A 15,380-nucleotide genomic window follows, 5' to 3' on the forward strand; every position below is an offset into this window, starting at 1 on the left:
GAGTTCAGCGTTTTTTGTTTAAAGACCAAAGTTAATCTAATTTGAAATGATAAACCAATGTTGATTGCGTGACGGATCCACAGCGATCCCAAATACAAGCACAAAAAAACCTCGCCATTTCTGACAAGGTTTAATGCTGAACTCAAAATGAATCATTGAGCATTCAGTGTTGATCATTTATTTCTTCACAGGAGCAATGTCCATTAATTTCATAAACTCGTCCAGTTTCGGCATTATGATGATTTCCGTTCTACGGTTTTCACCTCTTCCAGAAACAGACGCGTTGGTGGTTTTAGGATTGTACTCAGATCTACCGCCAGCGGTGATTCTGTTAGGATTCACGCCAAATTGGTTTTGTAGAACTTTTGCAACCGCTGTCGCTCGTAGTGCAGAAAGATCCCAATTGTCTTTCGGTGCATTGGCGCTGTTGAGTGGCGTATTATCTGTATTACCTTCGATCAAAACGCTGTAAGTGTCGTAATCGTTGATCACTTTTGCCACCTTGGCTAACACATCTGCTGCGGCTGGCTGGATCTCGTATTTACCAACTTGATAAAGCATTTTATCTGATAATGAGATCAGTACAACGCCTTTCAGAACTTTGACGTCCACATCCTGATCTGCGATGTTGTCAAGAGAACGTTTCAGTTTGTTGGATAATGCAAGATTCAAACTGTCGTTTTTACTTTTTCCGGAAATCAATTGCTTGATATAAGAATTAGAAGCGTTGATCTCACCAACCAGTTTGTCAATGTTGGCAGATCCTTTTCCTGCGTTGGATAAGCAAGCGTCCAAACTGGATTTTAGAGCGTTGTTTTGTCCTAATAAAAGATCATTTTGACCTTTAAGTGAACCGTTTTCACCTTTCAGATCTTGGATCTGACGCATTCTTTCGCCAGCATCCTCGATACATTGTTTGTAGTTGAGATTGAGGGCGTCGAATTGTTTTTTGCTGACACACGAGGTAAGGGAAAGTCCCATTACGGCAATCGTCAGAATTTTAAATAATTTCATAAGTATATATTTATTGTTTTTTTATTGGTCTTATGCAATCGCTGGCATCCTGTTGCAAATATTCGAAGTACAAGGTTGCGATTTCAGTGGCCGTATTCAATCGTTTTTAAATAGATAGTTCTGAGTAGCAGTTTGAACGATTCAAAAGTAAGAATTAATAAACGTATATTTGTGTTTGTAACTTAATATTACGTTATAAAATTGTGTTAAGTCTCTTAAAATTTCAAAATGCTCTTGAGCAATTACTAACGCACTCGCAGCAAAAAACATACCTTTTGGCCGTGAGTGGAGGTGTAGACTCTATGGTTTTGCTTCATCTGTTCAAAGTTTTAGGTTTTAAGTTTGAAGTTGTTCATATCAATTATCATCTTCGTCAGGAGGATTCTAACTTGGATCAAAAACTTGTTTCTGACTTTTGTGAGCGTTGCAAAATTCCATTTCATTTGTATGAAGTTTCGGAGAAAGACCATCAACCAGAAAATTCTATTCAGAAGTGGGCGAGAGATTTGCGGTACCGGTTTTTCCGAAACATCCAAAAAGAACATCATCTCGAATATGTTGTAACAGCGCATCATCTCAATGATCAGCTGGAAACTTTTGTTATCAACCTTTCCAAAGCGTCTGGCATCAAAGGATTAAGTGGAATTCCTGCGAATGAACATAAAATCATTCGTCCGCTGCTGAGCTTTTCTAAACATGAGATCTATGGGTTTGCAAAAGAAAATCATATTGAATTTCGTGAAGATGTCTCGAACCAAAAAAACGATTATTTGAGGAACAGAGTTCGTCATCACGTGGTTCCTGAATTAATGAAGATTAATGATCAATTCCTGCAGAATTTTTCTAAAAGTATGGCGATTCTCAATCAGACCAAAGATTTTCTGAAAGATTTGATTGATGAAAAAATGAGTGCTTTTAAAACCAATGTTGAAACCGGACAAACAATTATTGATAAACGAAAATTCTCGAATGAATCAAATCTTGTTCGTTTTGAGATTTTGAATCGATTTGGTTTTAATGACGAAAAAGAAATGGAAAAAATCTTCACGGCACAAACCGGAAGTTTGTTTTATAATTCAGAATATCAATTAATGATCAATAGAAATGAATTGATCATTCAATCGGTTTTGGAATATTCTATTTCTGATAATGATGAGATTAATTTGGAGATCAATGAAAATGAGGTCTTAATTCAAGAAAATATTAAAAAAGAAATCCAGGAATTTGGAAAGTGCCATTGGAAAATCGATGAGAAAAAGATTAAGCATCCTCTCAAATTGAGAAAGAAAAAAGAAGGCGATGTGTTTTTTCCTATCGGAATGATTGGGAAAAAGAAAGTCTCGAAGTTTTTTAAGGACGAAAAATTATCTATTTTAGCCAAGCGAAAAATCTGGCTTCTCTGTGATGCTAACGATCGGATTCTCGGAGTTTTACCTTTTCGGCAAGACGGAAGGTTTGCAGCAATAGATAATTTTGGAGCTGAATTATTTTTAAAAGTATAAATATTAACCCACAATATTATCATTCCGTAGAATTCCAAATGCCTCTGATTTCTATGGAATGACATGAAAGTCTTTAAATTATTGTGGTAAAAGCGAAATAAAATGAAAGATCTAAAACTGGTGTTATCCACACTTTTTATATTTATAATCACCATCTTCAGCGCTCAGATCAAAAATCCTGTCAAATTCAAATTTGATGTGGTTTCCGTTGGGAAAGATGAGTATGAAGCGGTTTTGACCGGAACAATCGAAGACAAGTGGCACATTTATTCCAAAGATCTCCCGCCCGATTCCGGAATCCCGACGGAGTTTAAGATCACTTCAAAAGACGGCATCCAATTAATTGGAAAAGTTGTAGAAGTGGGGAAAAAGCACGACGAATTCTCGGAAGCTTTCGGAGCACAGATCGTTTATTATTCGGATAAAGTGGTTTTTAAGCAGAAATTCAAACCGAAAAATGCGTCCAAGCCTGCCACAATCACAGCGGAAATAATGTATCAGACTTGTAACGACCGCGTTTGTCTGGCACCCAATACTTTAGAGTTTGAAAAACAGTTGGTGGCAACTGCCAGCTCAGAAACAAAAGTTGAAGACATTAAAACTGTAAAAACAGATAGCAGTGTGGTTGCTGTTCCAGAAACTAAGGCGGCAATCTCAGCTGTTTCTGCCATCAATAATGAAAAGCAGGAAGGCCTAAAAATAAAATCATTAGATTTCAAAAATCCATTGACCAACTGCGGAACTGCTCAGCAAAAACCTAAAGATGACAATTGGCTGGTTCTGGGACTTGGCTTTCTTGGCGGCCTGATTGCCTTGCTGACGCCTTGCGTTTTCCCAATGATCCCGTTGACGGTTTCGTTCTTTACCAAAGGAAATAAAGACCAAGCAAAAGGCAAAAGAGATGCGTTCATTTACGGATTTTTCATTCTGTTGATCTTCGTTTTATTGAGTATTCCATTTCATATTATTGATGGGATCTCGGGCAATATTTTTAATCAAATCTCAACCAATATCTGGCTGAATATAGTTTTCTTTGTCATCTTCCTGTTCTTTGCACTCAGCTTTTTTGGCTATTACGAGATTACTTTGCCAAGTTCTATTGCCAACAAATCTTCCAAAGCAGAAGAAGCTGGTGGATTGATCGGTATTTTCTTTATGGCTTTGACCTTGGTGATCGTATCGTTCTCTTGTACGGGTCCTATTTTGGGAAGTTTGCTCGGTGGCGTCGTTGCAGGCGCTACGAATGTTCCGACGCTGTTGACCTTTGCTTTAGCTGGTTTCGGCTTGGCTTGGGCCTTGGTTTTCGGCTTGTTGGCCTTGTTTCCTCAGGCACTTCAGAGTTTGCCAAAATCCGGAGGCTGGATGAATACCGTGAAGGTGGTTCTTGGCTTCATCGAGTTGGCTTTGGCTCTCAAATTCCTTTCAAAAGCGGATCTGGTTTCCAAAACATTCTTACTGAAAAGAGAATTGTTCATCGTACTGTGGATCATCATAGCGATTGGATTGGTGGTTTATCTTTTCGGAAAGATCAGATTTCCGCACGATGACAAAACACCGAAGATCAGTCTGGGAAGAAGGATTTTGGGCGTATTCGGAATCGTGTTCGTTGTTTATTTGATTCAGGGATTAATACCTTCAGAGAAACCAAAACTGCAGATGTTGAGCGGTATTTTACCGCCACTTAATGTTAGCTATTTCCATAAAGAATCAGACGGAATTCTTGGTCTTAAACCGTATCACAATTACTTTGAAGCCATAGAAGTTGCTAAGAAAGAGAACAAACCGGTTTTGATAGATTTTACAGGTTACGGCTGCGAGAATTGCCGAAAAATGGAAGAGTTTGTCTGGAGTCAGGATGATATTTTGCCAATTCTTCAGAATGATCTGATCATTGCCTCGGTTTATGTGGATGACAAGGAAGAGTTGCCAGAAAATGAGCAGATCAAAATCGATATGGGTGAAGGTCAGATGAAAAAGATCAAAACCATTGGTGACAAATGGAGCTTGTTCCAACAAGTAAATTTCAACAACAATTCCCAGCCACATTACGTTCTGGTGACACCAGATCAGAAGGTGATCAACATTCCGGTGTCCGGCTATATGCCAAAAGAGGACTTTAAAAAATTCCTGAAATGTGGAATCGATTTTTATAAGAATAATAATTAATTATATTTGGCAGCTATTTCCGCGAAAAGAAAAGTGGATGGTGGGCGAAGTCAAAGTAGGTGCAAAATGCAACATTCCACTAATTTGGAAATTTTAAAACAAAAAAAATATGGATTTTAGAGACGCTAAAATAGAAGATATCAAACAGATACAGGATGTTCGCAAGTCTGTAAAAGAGAACAAACTGTCCAGTCCGGATCTTGTGACGGAGCAAGATTACAAGGATTTTTTGACTAAAAAAGGGAAAGGCTGGGTTTGTGAAATTAAAAACCTGATCGTTGGTTTTGCAATCATCGATACAGAAAATAATAATGTTTGGGCATTGTTTGTGGCGCCAAGATTTGAAGACCAGGGCATCGGAAAACAACTTCATAATATGATGCTGAACTGGTACTTCCAGCAGACCAAAACGCCAGTTTGGCTGGGTACAGAACCCCATACAAGAGCGGAAAAATTCTATAGATTAGCGGAATGGAAAGAAGTAGGCAAACACGGTAAAAATGAAATCAAGTTCGAAATGACTTGGGACCAGTGGCAAAATTCATAATTTAATGAATATTAATTTTATATAGAATTAGAGAATAACTTACAGGTATTATATTCAAAAATCCATAATGATGGCAAATTGTTATGGATTTCTTGTTTAAATACCAGCTGTTAAACTTTGATGCTATGGCCGGTTTTCAAATTAAAGAATAGTCCAAAGGAAGAAAAAGAAGCAGCACAAATGCAGTTCGAGCAGATATGACGCCAGTGGTGGATCGTGGATTTCTACTCATTACTTTCTTTTTGTTTACCGCTAGTTTTTCAAAGCCAAGTTTTATCAACTTCGCAAACGTACCGAAAAATCCCAACAAAGTCACCGCAGATTTTGATGTTAAAAATACCATCACCTTTATTCTGGGAAAGGATGGACGCGTATTTTATCATCAGGAAGAGAAGAAAAATCTAAATGATAACAGTCTGAAAGTGATTGGTTTTGACCATTCGCAAGTTGCAAAAACAATAGAATCTGCAAAGGCTAATGCGTCGAAAAAAGATAATATTACGATCGTTGTAAAGCCTGCAGACGATTTTGAAGATAAAACGATGGTAGATATGCTGAACGAATAGGCAATCACAAAGTCCGAACGCTACGGGATCTCTGAACTGAGCGCCTAAGAAAAAGAACTGTACGGAAAAAAAAATAAAAAAAAATAGCTAAATTATAAAGAAGAGTGTCTGCCGGACGCTCTTTTTTAGTTATTTTAGTGGGAAAATTTGACCAATGAAAAACCTGTTTTCAATTGTTATTTTGCTTGCCTTGTTTTCCTGCAACAAATCTTCAGAGAGCAAGGTTCCCAAAGTAGATAGTGCAAAAATCATAGATTCTATTAATCTGGTGAGAACCAAGATCAACGACAGTATTCTCGGCAACCGCGGTTTCATCAATATGGAGGGAACACACAGGTTGTCGCATGATATGCTCAAAGGAACAGGAAAGATTACTTTTCAAAAAATAGGTCAGGATGAATACGAAGTTTCCGGAAAACAGGCAGACGGCAAGCAGTTTCTCACTGTTGACGGAATAGCGAAAATGACTTCTCCTAAAAATCTTAAATTTGAAGGAAACATCAGCCAAAGTATTTCCGAAAATGACAATGGAAAGGTAGACGTAAGAAGCGGTAAAAGAAACTTTTCTAGCAGTGACGGTGGAAAGACCTTCAAACTGTATGAATCTATGAACAGTTCTGGATTTGCCGACAAAATCATCATCAAACTATAAATAATGCTGAATTACAAGATAGAAGGAAACGGAACAGAAAACCTGGTTCTACTCCACGGATTTATGGAGAATCTCTCCATTTGGGATGATTTGCAAATGTTTTTGTCAAACAAGTTTAACTTGATAAAGATCGATCTGCCGGGTTTCGGAAGGTCAGAAGTGGTGGCAGAAGTCCAAACGATGGATCGGATGGCAGAAGAAGTTAAGAAAGTGACCGATCATTTAAAATTAGATGCGTTTCATTTGCTGGGGCATTCGATGGGTGGTTACATCTCCTTGGCTTTTGCAGAAAAATATCCTGAAGATTTGAAGTCATTTACGCTCTTTTTCTCAAGCTATTTCGCAGACGACGAGGAAAAGAAACAGACCAGAACAAAAGGTTTGAGAATTATCAAAGAAAACCTCAAAGCTTTCGTAAATGCCGGCGTCCCAAATCTCTTCAATCCCAACGAGCACGATATTCTCGAATCCAAAATAAAATTGGCCAAAGAAATCGCTTACACATCTTCTATAGAAGGCGTTTTGGCATCCCAAAAAGGAATGATAGAACGGCCAGACAGACAATCTGTTTTAGAAAATTTCGAAGGCAAAATCCTTGTCTTATCCGGCAAACACGATTCGGCAGTCAATGCAGAGAAAACCATCAAGAATCTGCCGGATAATACGAACATCAAATCCTACGTTCTGGACTGCGGGCACAACGGCCACTGGGAAAAACCAGAAGTTTGTGCTGCGATCATCAACACAGAACTGCTGCATCATTTACCGAAAAAATTCGTTCTTTAAAATGGAAATCCTGTCAAACATATTCATTGCCATCGTTGCAATTGAGCATCTTTACATTTTTTATATGGAAATGTTCGCGTGGGAAACTTTGGGCAAAAAAACCTTCAAAGGTTCACTTGCAGAAGAAATGTTCAAACCAACCAAAAAACTAGCCGCCAACCAAGGTTTGTACAACGGCTTTCTCTCGGCGGGACTCATCTGGAGTTTCTTGATTGGCGACCAGATTTGGGCAAGAAATGTTGCGATATTCTTTTTAGTTTGTGTGATTGTTGCAGGAGTTTACGGTGCACTTACAGCCTCGAAGAAAATATTTTTCGTTCAGGCTTTGCCGGCAATGATTGCATTGGTCTTCGTTCTGATGAGATAGATTTTTAGGAGCTATTCCCGCTGTCCACTGTATCTTTTTCTTTTCCGTTGCCTGAGCCTAGCCGAAGTTAACGGAAAAGAAAAAGGATGCCGTTCCCATCGGGGCTAGGGACGAACTGGTCTTTAATTTGAAAATGGCTATTCCTTGAAGCAGTAAAAGAAATTTTTAAATTGTTGTTGGCGTTATTATAGCAATGCTAAAACTCCTCCGCCTCAATCTTTTTCTTAAAATCCTCAATCGTTTCCTCCATAGATTTGAAATATTTCCCACCGGAAGCGTTGATGTGTCCGCCACCGTTGAAGTGTTTTCTCGCAAACTGATTGGTGTCCACAGCATCTTTGGAACGGAAAGAGATCTTGATGAACTCCTCATACAGATCTTCCATAAAGAACACCGCCATTTTGGTCCCAAGAACGCTCAGTCCATAATTCACGAAACCTTCTGTATCGCCTTTGTCAAAGCCATATTCTTTCAGTTCTGCACGTTTCAGCCAGAGGATGGCTACTTTACCATCTTTCGTCAATTCAATCCTGCTGAGAACCAGCGAGAGTAGATGTAGTCGGGAAATGGTATTCGTGTCCCAAGTGTTGGAAGTAATCACTGCTGGATCAGCGCCTTTTTCTATCAGATCAGCGACGATTCTGTGCGTGCTGGCACTCGTAGAGCGGAATCGGAAGCCACCGGTGTCGGTCATTATGCCGGTGTAAAGACATTGTGCAATATCCAGATTCACAGATTTCTCATCGTGATTTTCCTGGATAAAATGGTAAACCATCTGGCAAGTCGCAGGAATCGTGGTGTCAGAATACACATAATCAAATTTCTCAGGCATCTGGTGGTGATCGATCAGGATTTTTTTAGCCTTAGCTTTCGTGACCCAATCGCCCAGAATTCCAATTCTCATCGGTGAATTAAAATCCAGACAGAAAATAACATCCGCATTGTAGATCGCTTCGCCGGCCACTTTTCTTTTGTAATCTGCGATGACGATTTTCTTCGCTTCCGGCATCCATTTCAGGAACTTTGGAAAGTCGTTGGGAACAATGACCGTCGCTTCTATGCCTTTGGTTTTCAAGTAATGTTTCAGACCAAGAGAAGAACCAATGGCGTCGCCGTCTGGATTGTGATGTGTGACGATGACGATATTGTTTTCCGGGACTAGAAGTGCGTTGATCTCTGAAATTTCTTTGGCTGTAAACATAAATGATGGTTGAAATGTAAAGCGCCAAAGGTAAAACTTTAAATAAAAAAATCGGCCCAAATTTGAACCGATTTTTATTGATTTTTCAATAATTATTCTTTAATAACTTTATATGTTTCCTTGTCGTTTAACTGGATGTAGTAAACGGCACTTTTGAAATTTCGCATATCAATAGTTAAGGTTTTTTTATTTTCATCTTTTTTGTTGTAAATTACTTTACCTGCTGAATCAAATATTTTTGCTGTCGTGATATCGGTAGGATAAGTAATGATTAAGGTGTTTTTGACCGGATTTGGGCTGAGAACAGCTTTTACAAGTTCATTGTCTTTTGTACTTAAGTGGACTGATTTGAAATGAACTTCTTGGAATATGGCATTGCTAATTTTTAAGGTTTTTTCATTTCCATTATTGTAAATAGTATAATAATAATTGTTATCCTTTTTAAAGAAATCACACAACAATCCAAAAAACTGGTTGACCTGACCATTATCACCCCAATAGTCCGCCAAAGTACAAACTTTACTGTTTACTATAAAAATGTTTTGCCCACTGTAAGTTAAATCACTAGATACATTGTTGAAAAAAGACAAACTGAGCCTTGAAGGGTTTGAGCTAAAAGTAGTAACCTGCTGATAAGGCATCTGTGGAGGAAGTTGATCAGTAGGAAACAATTCGCCGACAACTTTCGTTACTTGCCAATTGGTGTTTAATAATTCTGAGTTTTGTGCGAAAAGCAAATGGGTTGCAAAAACAAATAATAGCGTTTTTTTCATAAGGCATATTTGATTGGTTTTATGTGATGGTAAAGGTACAGGAAATCCACTGAATATAATACAAAGTGTTGGTAGTGTTAATTTTACAAATTTAAAAATCATACCTCAAAAATTCCGTAGCTTTGCAGATTGTTAATCGATTATTTAAAGACTTCAAATTTTTTTAAAATCTTAATCTTTTAATTTTTTAATCATTTAATTCAAGATAATGCACAAAGCAGGATTCGTAAACATCGTTGGGAAACCAAATGCCGGAAAATCAACACTTCTCAATCAATTGATGGGAGAGAAGCTGGCAATTGTAACTCAAAAAGCACAAACTACCCGACACAGGATTTTCGGGATCTATAATGAAGAAGATCTTCAAATCGTTTTTTCTGATACGCCAGGTGTCCTGGATCCCAAATACGGTTTGCAGGAAAAAATGATGGATGTAGTGAAGGATTCTTTGCAGGATGCAGATGTTTTCCTGTTTATCGTAGATGTGACGGACAAAGCAGAACAGTCAGAATTCCTGATTGATAAGCTGAACAAAATCCCTGTTCCGGTTTTATTGCTTTTAAATAAAATCGATCAGACCAATCAGGAAGCCCTTGAGAAAATAGCAACAGACTGGCATGAGAAAATCCCAAAAGCTGAGATCCTTCCGATTTCTGCTTTAAACTCGTTCAACACGCACGTCATCCTTCCGAAGCTGAAAGATATGCTGCCAGAAAATCCGCCGTATTACGATAAGGAAATGTACACGGACAGACCGGAACGTTTCTTTGTGAATGAGGCGATCCGTGAAAAAATCCTTCTTAATTACGAAAAAGAAATCCCTTACGCTGTAGAAGTAGTGACGGAACAGTTTAAGGAAAAAGAAGGTGCGATCATTATTGATTCTATCATCTACGTCGAACGTGATACACAGAAAGGAATCATCATTGGGCACAAAGGCGAAATGATCAAAAAAGTAGGTACAGAAGCGCGTATCGACTTGGAAAAATTCTTTGGAAAAAAAATACATCTTAGCCTTTTCGTAAAAGTCAAAAAAGACTGGCGAAAAAATGACAGAGATCTCAAAAATTTTGGTTACCGTTAAAAACCCTCAAAATCCTTTTTTATAAAGGATTTTTTTTGTTAGCTTTGGGATAAATTGATTCTGGAAATGAGAAATTTTAATTCGTCAAAAGTTAATGACACCGTGTTAAACGGGTTGATCTTAGTGCTTCGGTTATTCGTAGGAATATCGATGTTGACGCACGCTTTGCCAAAACTCGAGATGCTGATTGCGAATGATAAGATAGAATTTATGAATTTTCTGGGATTAGGGTCCGCGATTTCCTTGCTCCTGGTTGTCTTTGCCGAATTTTTATGTTCGGTATTTCTCATTTTTGGATTTCTGACGAGATTTGCGGTGGTTCCTCTGATGATTACAATGCTGGTAGCGTTCTTTGTAGTGCACGGTGCAGATCCTTACGGAGAGAAAGAATTAAGTATCATGTATTTTTTCTTTTATCTCACCATATTGATCCTGGGATCGGGTGAGTTTTCTTTGGATCGGATTTTTTCAAAAAAGGAAGAACTTTATTAATCAAACCATTGCGCTACATAATCCCGGATGATGATCCAGAAATTCTTACCAAGAAAATAGATCAGGGTAGATGTGATGATGCCTTTGACTGTAAAGAAGATGATCCCACCAATACCGAATTTTTTAAGCAGACTTTTCCATCTGGGCAGTTTTTTTTCCTGATCCTGAGTCTGTCCTTTCATTTTTATTTTTTTTCAAAAATAGGGAAAAATATCCAATTTAGATTCATTCAAAATAGTTAAAAACACCAAATTTTTTAAGGCTTTTACTAACGATTGTTAGTTTTAAATTTTGTCGGTCAAAATATATTTTTATCTTTAGAGACTTCTAAAAATATAAAATTATATGTCCTCAATTTCAATATCAGAAAACCTGAAAAGGCTAGGTGTCGGAGCCGAAAACAACGGAACTTCCACAGGATTAGAATTTTTCTCATCCGGCCAAAATATAGAAAGTTATTCTCCAGTTGATGGAAAAAAAATAGCCTCAGTCAAAACTTCTGACGCGAATGACTACGAAAAAGTGGTAGCAAAAGCACAAGAAGCGTATAAAGAATTCAGACAGATTCCTTCTCCCAAACGTGGCGATCTGGTGCGTCAGTTTGGAAATAAATTGAGAGAATACAAAGATGACCTCGGAAAACTTGTTTCCTATGAGATGGGGAAATCCTTGCAGGAAGGTCTTGGCGAAGTGCAGGAAATGATCGATATCTGCGATTTTGCAGTAGGATTATCCAGGCAACTTCACGGTTACACCATGCATTCCGAAAGACCAGGCCACAGAATGTACGAGCAGTATCATCCGCTAGGCATTGTAGGTGTGATTTCCGCATTCAATTTTCCGGTGGCAGTTTGGGCCTGGAACGCTTCATTAGCTTGGATCTGTGGAAACGTTGTTGTTTGGAAACCATCAGAAAAAACACCGCTTTGTGCCATTGCGTGCCAAAATATTATGGCAGAAGTGATCAAAGAAAATCACCTTCCGGAAGGTATCTCAACTTTGGTCATTGCAGACCACGAGATTGGCGATAAGTTGGTTAATGACAAAAGAATTTCTCTCGTTTCTTTCACTGGTTCTACCAAAGTTGGAAGAATCGTGGGGCAAAATGTGGCAAAACGTTTCGGCAAATCAATTCTGGAATTGGGTGGAAATAACGCCATTATTATTACAGAAAATGCCGACATCAATATGAGTATCATCGGTGCGGTTTTCGGTGCAGTTGGTACTGCCGGACAAAGATGTACTTCCACAAGACGATTAATTATCCACGAATCTGTTTATGACGAAGTGAAAAACCGTTTGGTAAAAGCTTATGGACAATTGAAAATCGGAAATCCGCTTGACGAAAAAAATCACGTTGGCCCGCTGATCGACAAAGATGCCGTGAAACAATATCAAGATTCCATCGTGAAATGTAAAGCCGAAGGCGGGAAATTCGCAGTTGAAGGCGGTGTTTTGGAAGGCGAGGATTACACTTCCGGCTGTTACGTGAAACCTTGCATCGCTGAGGTTGAGAATAGCTACGAGATTGTTCAACACGAGACTTTTGCGCCCATTCTTTATTTAATAAAATATAAAACTTTGGACGAAGCAATCGCTATTCAGAACAACGTGCCGCAAGGTTTGAGCTCTGCAATTATGACCCAAAACCTGAGAGAAGCAGAATTGTTCCTTTCAAACGGCGGTTCAGATTGTGGTATCGCCAATGTGAATATTGGAACTTCCGGAGCAGAAATCGGTGGCGCTTTCGGTGGTGAAAAAGAAACCGGCGGCGGAAGAGAATCTGGCTCAGATGTCTGGAAATATTATATGAGAAGACAAACGAATACGATTAATTATACCACCAGTTTGCCTTTGGCACAGGGGATAAAATTTGATTTAGATTAAAATAATTAAAATTTTTATGGCAGCTTAATCCGCCTTCCGCTCCCAATCTTTTTTGCAGACGATTTCTGTTGAAATAGAACTCGAAGACAACGCAAAAAAGGATTTCCGCTCAAGTCGGGCTGCAGATTCAACATAAACAAACAAACTACAAAAAATGAACACACTTGTACACGAAAATAAAGTAAAAGAAACCCTTGGAAAACACATCCTTGCAGACGGTTTCGATTTTGTGATGGATTTTGAAAAGTCCCACGGTTCTTATATTGTTGACAGATTGACTGGCAAAGAATATCTCGATATGTTCTCGATGTTTGCTTCTGCAGCCGTTGGCTACAACCATCCCTACATTTTGGAAAAAGCCAATTGGCTGGGGAAAATGGCAATCTATAAACCAACGCTCAGTGACGTTTATTTGCAGGAATACGCAGATTTTATGGAGGTTTTCTCCAGAGTTGCGATCCCAAAAGAACTGCCTTATTGCTTCTTCGTGGAAGGTGGTGCTTTGGCGGTAGAAAATGCTTTGAAAACCGCATTCGACTGGAAAACCAGAAAGAACTGGCAAAAAGATATTGATACAGAAGCTGGTATTGCGATTCATTTCAAACAAGCTTTTCACGGCAGAAGTGGTTACACATTGTCCCTTACCAATACTTCCGATCCAAGAAAACACCAGTATTTTCCAAAATTCAAATGGCCCAGAATTACCAATCCAAAACTGAATTTCCCTATTACAGCGGAAAACCTAGAAGAGACAGTCAAACACGAGCAGATGGCTTTGCTTCATATTCAGGAAGCGATTTTGACCCATCCGAACGAGGTGGCTTGCATCATCATAGAGCCGATTCAGGCAGAAGGTGGTGACAATCATTTCAGAAACGAGTTCTTTGCAGAATTGAGAAGGATTTGCGACGAGAATGAGATTCTTCTGATTTTAGACGAAGTACAAACCGGAATCGGAATGACTGGTAAAATGTGGGCTTATGAAGATTTGGGAATTATTCCGGATGTCATTTCTTTCGGTAAGAAAACGCAGGTTTGTGGCATCTTGGCCAACAAAGAAAAGCTAGACGAAGTGGATCATCATGTTTTTGTGGAAAGCTCCAGAATCAATTCTACTTTTGGTGGAAATTTTATCGATATGCTCCGTTTTCAGTTGGTTTTAGAAATTATTGAGAACGAAAACCTGGTTGAAAATTCCAAAGTTGTGGGTGGGTTTTTATTAGATGGTTTGAAAAAATTAGAACAAAAATACCCCAAACACATCTTCGCTTCCAGAGGCAAAGGATTGATGTGTGCATTTGACTTAAAAGACCACGACACCAGAAACTGGCTATACAAAAGACTTTATGAAGAAGGTGTTCTTGGATTGACGTGCGGCGACCAGTCCATCAGATTCCGCCCGCATCTTAATGTAACAAAGGAAGAAATCCAGATCGTTTTAAATAAAATAAATTCAATATTTGAGAATTTAAGATAAAGAATTTGGGGTTTTGGTATATTTTTTATAAATTGCTAAGCTTAATAAAATCAAAAATCTGAATTATGGATGCAACAACCAGAGTTTCTGTTTACGAAAGCAGCAGCCCCCAGGAGATCCAGCTAATGAAGTCTAAGCTGGAAGATGCAGGAATAAAATGTGATGTTGAGAACTCTTACCTTAGTTTTCTATCCACGCCCACTGCAACCAACACTTTTATTAAAGTGGATCTTAAAGACGAGAAGCACGCGTTTGAGATCATCGATGAGTATTTAAAATCAAATCAAAATTGATTTCATCTGTCTATTTTATTTGTCAGATGTTATCTCCATTTAAATTGGTTTGTTTATAGTAAAATTCGGCTAATGTCGATTTCATATTTTTAAATTTTACGTTTTACAGGAATCGGGTTCAAATTGATTTGAGCCCGATTTTTTATTAATTTGAATTTAATTTTGCGAATAATGTATAAAATCATTATCATTGCAAAACAAAAAGGGGGATTAGCTCATCTGGCTAGAGCGTTAGACTGGCAGTCTAAAGGTGGTCGGTTCGATCCCGATATCCTCCACAATTTTGATCCTGACAATATTTGTTAGGATTTTTTGTTTTAAATGTATGTAGGATTTGTGGATCAATTCCAAAACTTGGGGGCTAGGCAAAAAGCTTAGACAACCTAAACAAGAAAAATGCTTTATCCCGCACACCTCTTAGTTGCAATCTGAAGTTTTTTATTTTAGCATTGAATGACTCGGCGGAAGCATTGGTACTTCTTCTCTCAAAATAATTGAGAATGTCTTTGTAATGGATCATTATGGTTTTCCTGAGTACTGAGAAAGATTTAAATCCTGATTCTTCCACTTCTT

General features: G+C 38.3%; 17 protein-coding genes and 1 tRNA gene. 13 read left to right on the forward strand and 5 right to left on the reverse strand.

Annotated features, from left to right (window positions below; all coding sequences use genetic code 11):
- Positions 1-177: 177 nt before the first annotated feature.
- Complete coding sequence (locus tag F564_RS0107605; RefSeq protein WP_028122107.1) at positions 178-1,014, reverse strand: OmpA/MotB family protein; 837 nt, start codon at positions 1,012-1,014, stop codon at positions 178-180.
- A 203-nt stretch (positions 1,015-1,217) separates the two neighbouring features.
- Between F564_RS0107605 and tilS the strand changes: the two genes are divergently transcribed.
- From tilS to F564_RS0107640, 7 genes are all read left to right on the forward strand, one after another.
- The gene (gene tilS / locus F564_RS0107610) at positions 1,218-2,516 is read left to right on the forward strand and encodes a tRNA lysidine(34) synthetase TilS (protein WP_028122108.1); all 1,299 of its coding nucleotides are present in this window, start codon (positions 1,218-1,220) and stop codon (positions 2,514-2,516) included.
- Between the two features lie 102 nt (positions 2,517-2,618).
- Positions 2,619-4,682 carry a protein-disulfide reductase DsbD family protein gene (locus F564_RS0107615; RefSeq protein ID WP_028122109.1) on the forward strand — a complete coding sequence of 688 codons (2,064 nt, stop codon included), beginning with the start codon at positions 2,619-2,621 and terminating at the stop codon, positions 4,680-4,682.
- 109 nt (positions 4,683-4,791) lie between these two features.
- On the forward strand, positions 4,792-5,229 hold the full coding sequence (locus F564_RS0107620; protein ID WP_028122110.1) for a GNAT family N-acetyltransferase: 438 nt from the start codon (positions 4,792-4,794) through the stop codon (positions 5,227-5,229).
- A 197-nt stretch (positions 5,230-5,426) separates the two neighbouring features.
- Complete coding sequence (locus tag F564_RS18905) at positions 5,427-5,795, forward strand: ExbD/TolR family protein (protein WP_084406788.1); 369 nt, start codon at positions 5,427-5,429, stop codon at positions 5,793-5,795.
- A 154-nt stretch (positions 5,796-5,949) separates the two neighbouring features.
- Positions 5,950-6,447, forward strand: coding sequence for a hypothetical protein (locus tag F564_RS0107630; RefSeq protein WP_028122111.1), 498 nt, complete (start codon positions 5,950-5,952; stop codon positions 6,445-6,447).
- A 3-nt stretch (positions 6,448-6,450) separates the two neighbouring features.
- On the forward strand, positions 6,451-7,233 hold the full coding sequence (locus F564_RS0107635) for an alpha/beta fold hydrolase (protein WP_028122112.1): 783 nt from the start codon (positions 6,451-6,453) through the stop codon (positions 7,231-7,233).
- Position 7,234: 1 nt separating this feature from the next.
- Positions 7,235-7,600 (forward strand): DUF1304 domain-containing protein, encoded by a 366-nt coding sequence (locus F564_RS0107640; RefSeq protein ID WP_028122113.1) that lies wholly within the window; start codon positions 7,235-7,237, stop codon positions 7,598-7,600.
- 196 nt (positions 7,601-7,796) lie between these two features.
- Here F564_RS0107640 and F564_RS0107645 read toward each other — a convergent pair whose 3' ends face one another.
- Both F564_RS0107645 and F564_RS0107650 read right to left on the reverse strand, forming a co-directional pair.
- The gene (locus tag F564_RS0107645) at positions 7,797-8,801 is read right to left on the reverse strand and encodes a DHH family phosphoesterase (protein ID WP_028122114.1); all 1,005 of its coding nucleotides are present in this window, start codon (positions 8,799-8,801) and stop codon (positions 7,797-7,799) included.
- A 92-nt stretch (positions 8,802-8,893) separates the two neighbouring features.
- Complete coding sequence (locus F564_RS0107650; protein ID WP_028122115.1) at positions 8,894-9,574, reverse strand: T9SS type A sorting domain-containing protein; 681 nt, start codon at positions 9,572-9,574, stop codon at positions 8,894-8,896.
- A 208-nt stretch (positions 9,575-9,782) separates the two neighbouring features.
- On the opposite strand from F564_RS0107650, the gene era reads away from it, so the two are divergent.
- Both era and F564_RS0107660 read left to right on the forward strand, forming a co-directional pair.
- Positions 9,783-10,658 carry a GTPase Era gene (gene era / locus F564_RS0107655; RefSeq protein WP_028122116.1) on the forward strand — a complete coding sequence of 292 codons (876 nt, stop codon included), beginning with the start codon at positions 9,783-9,785 and terminating at the stop codon, positions 10,656-10,658.
- Positions 10,659-10,724: 66 nt separating this feature from the next.
- Positions 10,725-11,150, forward strand: coding sequence for a DoxX family protein (locus tag F564_RS0107660; RefSeq protein ID WP_028122117.1), 426 nt, complete (start codon positions 10,725-10,727; stop codon positions 11,148-11,150).
- Here F564_RS0107660 and F564_RS0107665 read toward each other — a convergent pair.
- Positions 11,147-11,332 (reverse strand): hypothetical protein, encoded by a 186-nt coding sequence (locus F564_RS0107665; protein WP_028122118.1) that lies wholly within the window; start codon positions 11,330-11,332, stop codon positions 11,147-11,149. The genes F564_RS0107660 and F564_RS0107665 overlap by 4 nt on opposite strands.
- 163 nt (positions 11,333-11,495) lie before the next feature.
- On the opposite strand from F564_RS0107665, the gene amaB reads away from it, so the two are divergent.
- The 4 genes from amaB to F564_RS0107685 all read left to right on the forward strand — a co-directional run bounded on the left by amaB (position 11,496) and on the right by F564_RS0107685 (position 15,085).
- Positions 11,496-13,037 carry an L-piperidine-6-carboxylate dehydrogenase gene (gene amaB, locus F564_RS0107670; RefSeq protein WP_028122119.1) on the forward strand — a complete coding sequence of 514 codons (1,542 nt, stop codon included), beginning with the start codon at positions 11,496-11,498 and terminating at the stop codon, positions 13,035-13,037.
- 154 nt (positions 13,038-13,191) lie between these two features.
- On the forward strand, positions 13,192-14,514 hold the full coding sequence (lat, locus tag F564_RS0107675) for an L-lysine 6-transaminase (protein ID WP_028122120.1): 1,323 nt from the start codon (positions 13,192-13,194) through the stop codon (positions 14,512-14,514).
- Between the two features lie 65 nt (positions 14,515-14,579).
- The gene (locus F564_RS0107680) at positions 14,580-14,807 is read left to right on the forward strand and encodes a putative signal transducing protein (protein ID WP_028122121.1); all 228 of its coding nucleotides are present in this window, start codon (positions 14,580-14,582) and stop codon (positions 14,805-14,807) included.
- A 204-nt stretch (positions 14,808-15,011) separates the two neighbouring features.
- Positions 15,012-15,085, forward strand: a tRNA-Ala gene (locus F564_RS0107685).
- A gap of 83 nt (positions 15,086-15,168) precedes the next feature.
- Here the strand turns inward: F564_RS0107685 and F564_RS0107690 are convergent.
- On the reverse strand, positions 15,169-15,380 hold a 212-nt coding region (locus F564_RS0107690; RefSeq protein ID WP_161625932.1), incomplete at its 5' end, for a transposase.

This window comes from Epilithonimonas tenax DSM 16811, from assembly GCF_000428485.1.
In the GTDB taxonomy this organism is placed as follows: domain Bacteria; phylum Bacteroidota; class Bacteroidia; order Flavobacteriales; family Weeksellaceae; genus Epilithonimonas; species Epilithonimonas tenax.

Excerpts from the sequence above, each read along its gene's own strand:
- F564_RS18905 (WP_084406788.1), top strand. The coding sequence starts at position 5,427 with ATGACGCCAGTGGTGGATCGTGGATTTCTACTCATTACTTTCTTTTTG.
- amaB (WP_028122119.1), top strand. The coding sequence starts at position 11,496 with ATGTCCTCAATTTCAATATCAGAAAACCTGAAAAGGCTAGGTGTCGGA.
- F564_RS0107650 (WP_028122115.1), bottom strand. The coding sequence starts at position 9,574 with ATGAAAAAAACGCTATTATTTGTTTTTGCAACCCATTTGCTTTTCGCA.
- F564_RS0107665 (WP_028122118.1), bottom strand. The coding sequence starts at position 11,332 with ATGAAAGGACAGACTCAGGATCAGGAAAAAAAACTGCCCAGATGGAAA.
- F564_RS0107615 (WP_028122109.1), top strand. The coding sequence starts at position 2,619 with ATGAAAGATCTAAAACTGGTGTTATCCACACTTTTTATATTTATAATC.
- F564_RS0107635 (WP_028122112.1), top strand. The coding sequence starts at position 6,451 with ATGCTGAATTACAAGATAGAAGGAAACGGAACAGAAAACCTGGTTCTA.
- F564_RS0107660 (WP_028122117.1), top strand. The coding sequence starts at position 10,725 with ATGAGAAATTTTAATTCGTCAAAAGTTAATGACACCGTGTTAAACGGG.
- F564_RS0107605 (WP_028122107.1), bottom strand. The coding sequence starts at position 1,014 with ATGAAATTATTTAAAATTCTGACGATTGCCGTAATGGGACTTTCCCTT.
- F564_RS0107620 (WP_028122110.1), top strand. The coding sequence starts at position 4,792 with ATGGATTTTAGAGACGCTAAAATAGAAGATATCAAACAGATACAGGAT.
- F564_RS0107645 (WP_028122114.1), bottom strand. The coding sequence starts at position 8,801 with ATGTTTACAGCCAAAGAAATTTCAGAGATCAACGCACTTCTAGTCCCG.
- F564_RS0107680 (WP_028122121.1), top strand. The coding sequence starts at position 14,580 with ATGGATGCAACAACCAGAGTTTCTGTTTACGAAAGCAGCAGCCCCCAG.
- lat (WP_028122120.1), top strand. The coding sequence starts at position 13,192 with ATGAACACACTTGTACACGAAAATAAAGTAAAAGAAACCCTTGGAAAA.
- era (WP_028122116.1), top strand. The coding sequence starts at position 9,783 with ATGCACAAAGCAGGATTCGTAAACATCGTTGGGAAACCAAATGCCGGA.
- F564_RS0107640 (WP_028122113.1), top strand. The coding sequence starts at position 7,235 with ATGGAAATCCTGTCAAACATATTCATTGCCATCGTTGCAATTGAGCAT.
- F564_RS0107630 (WP_028122111.1), top strand. The coding sequence starts at position 5,950 with ATGAAAAACCTGTTTTCAATTGTTATTTTGCTTGCCTTGTTTTCCTGC.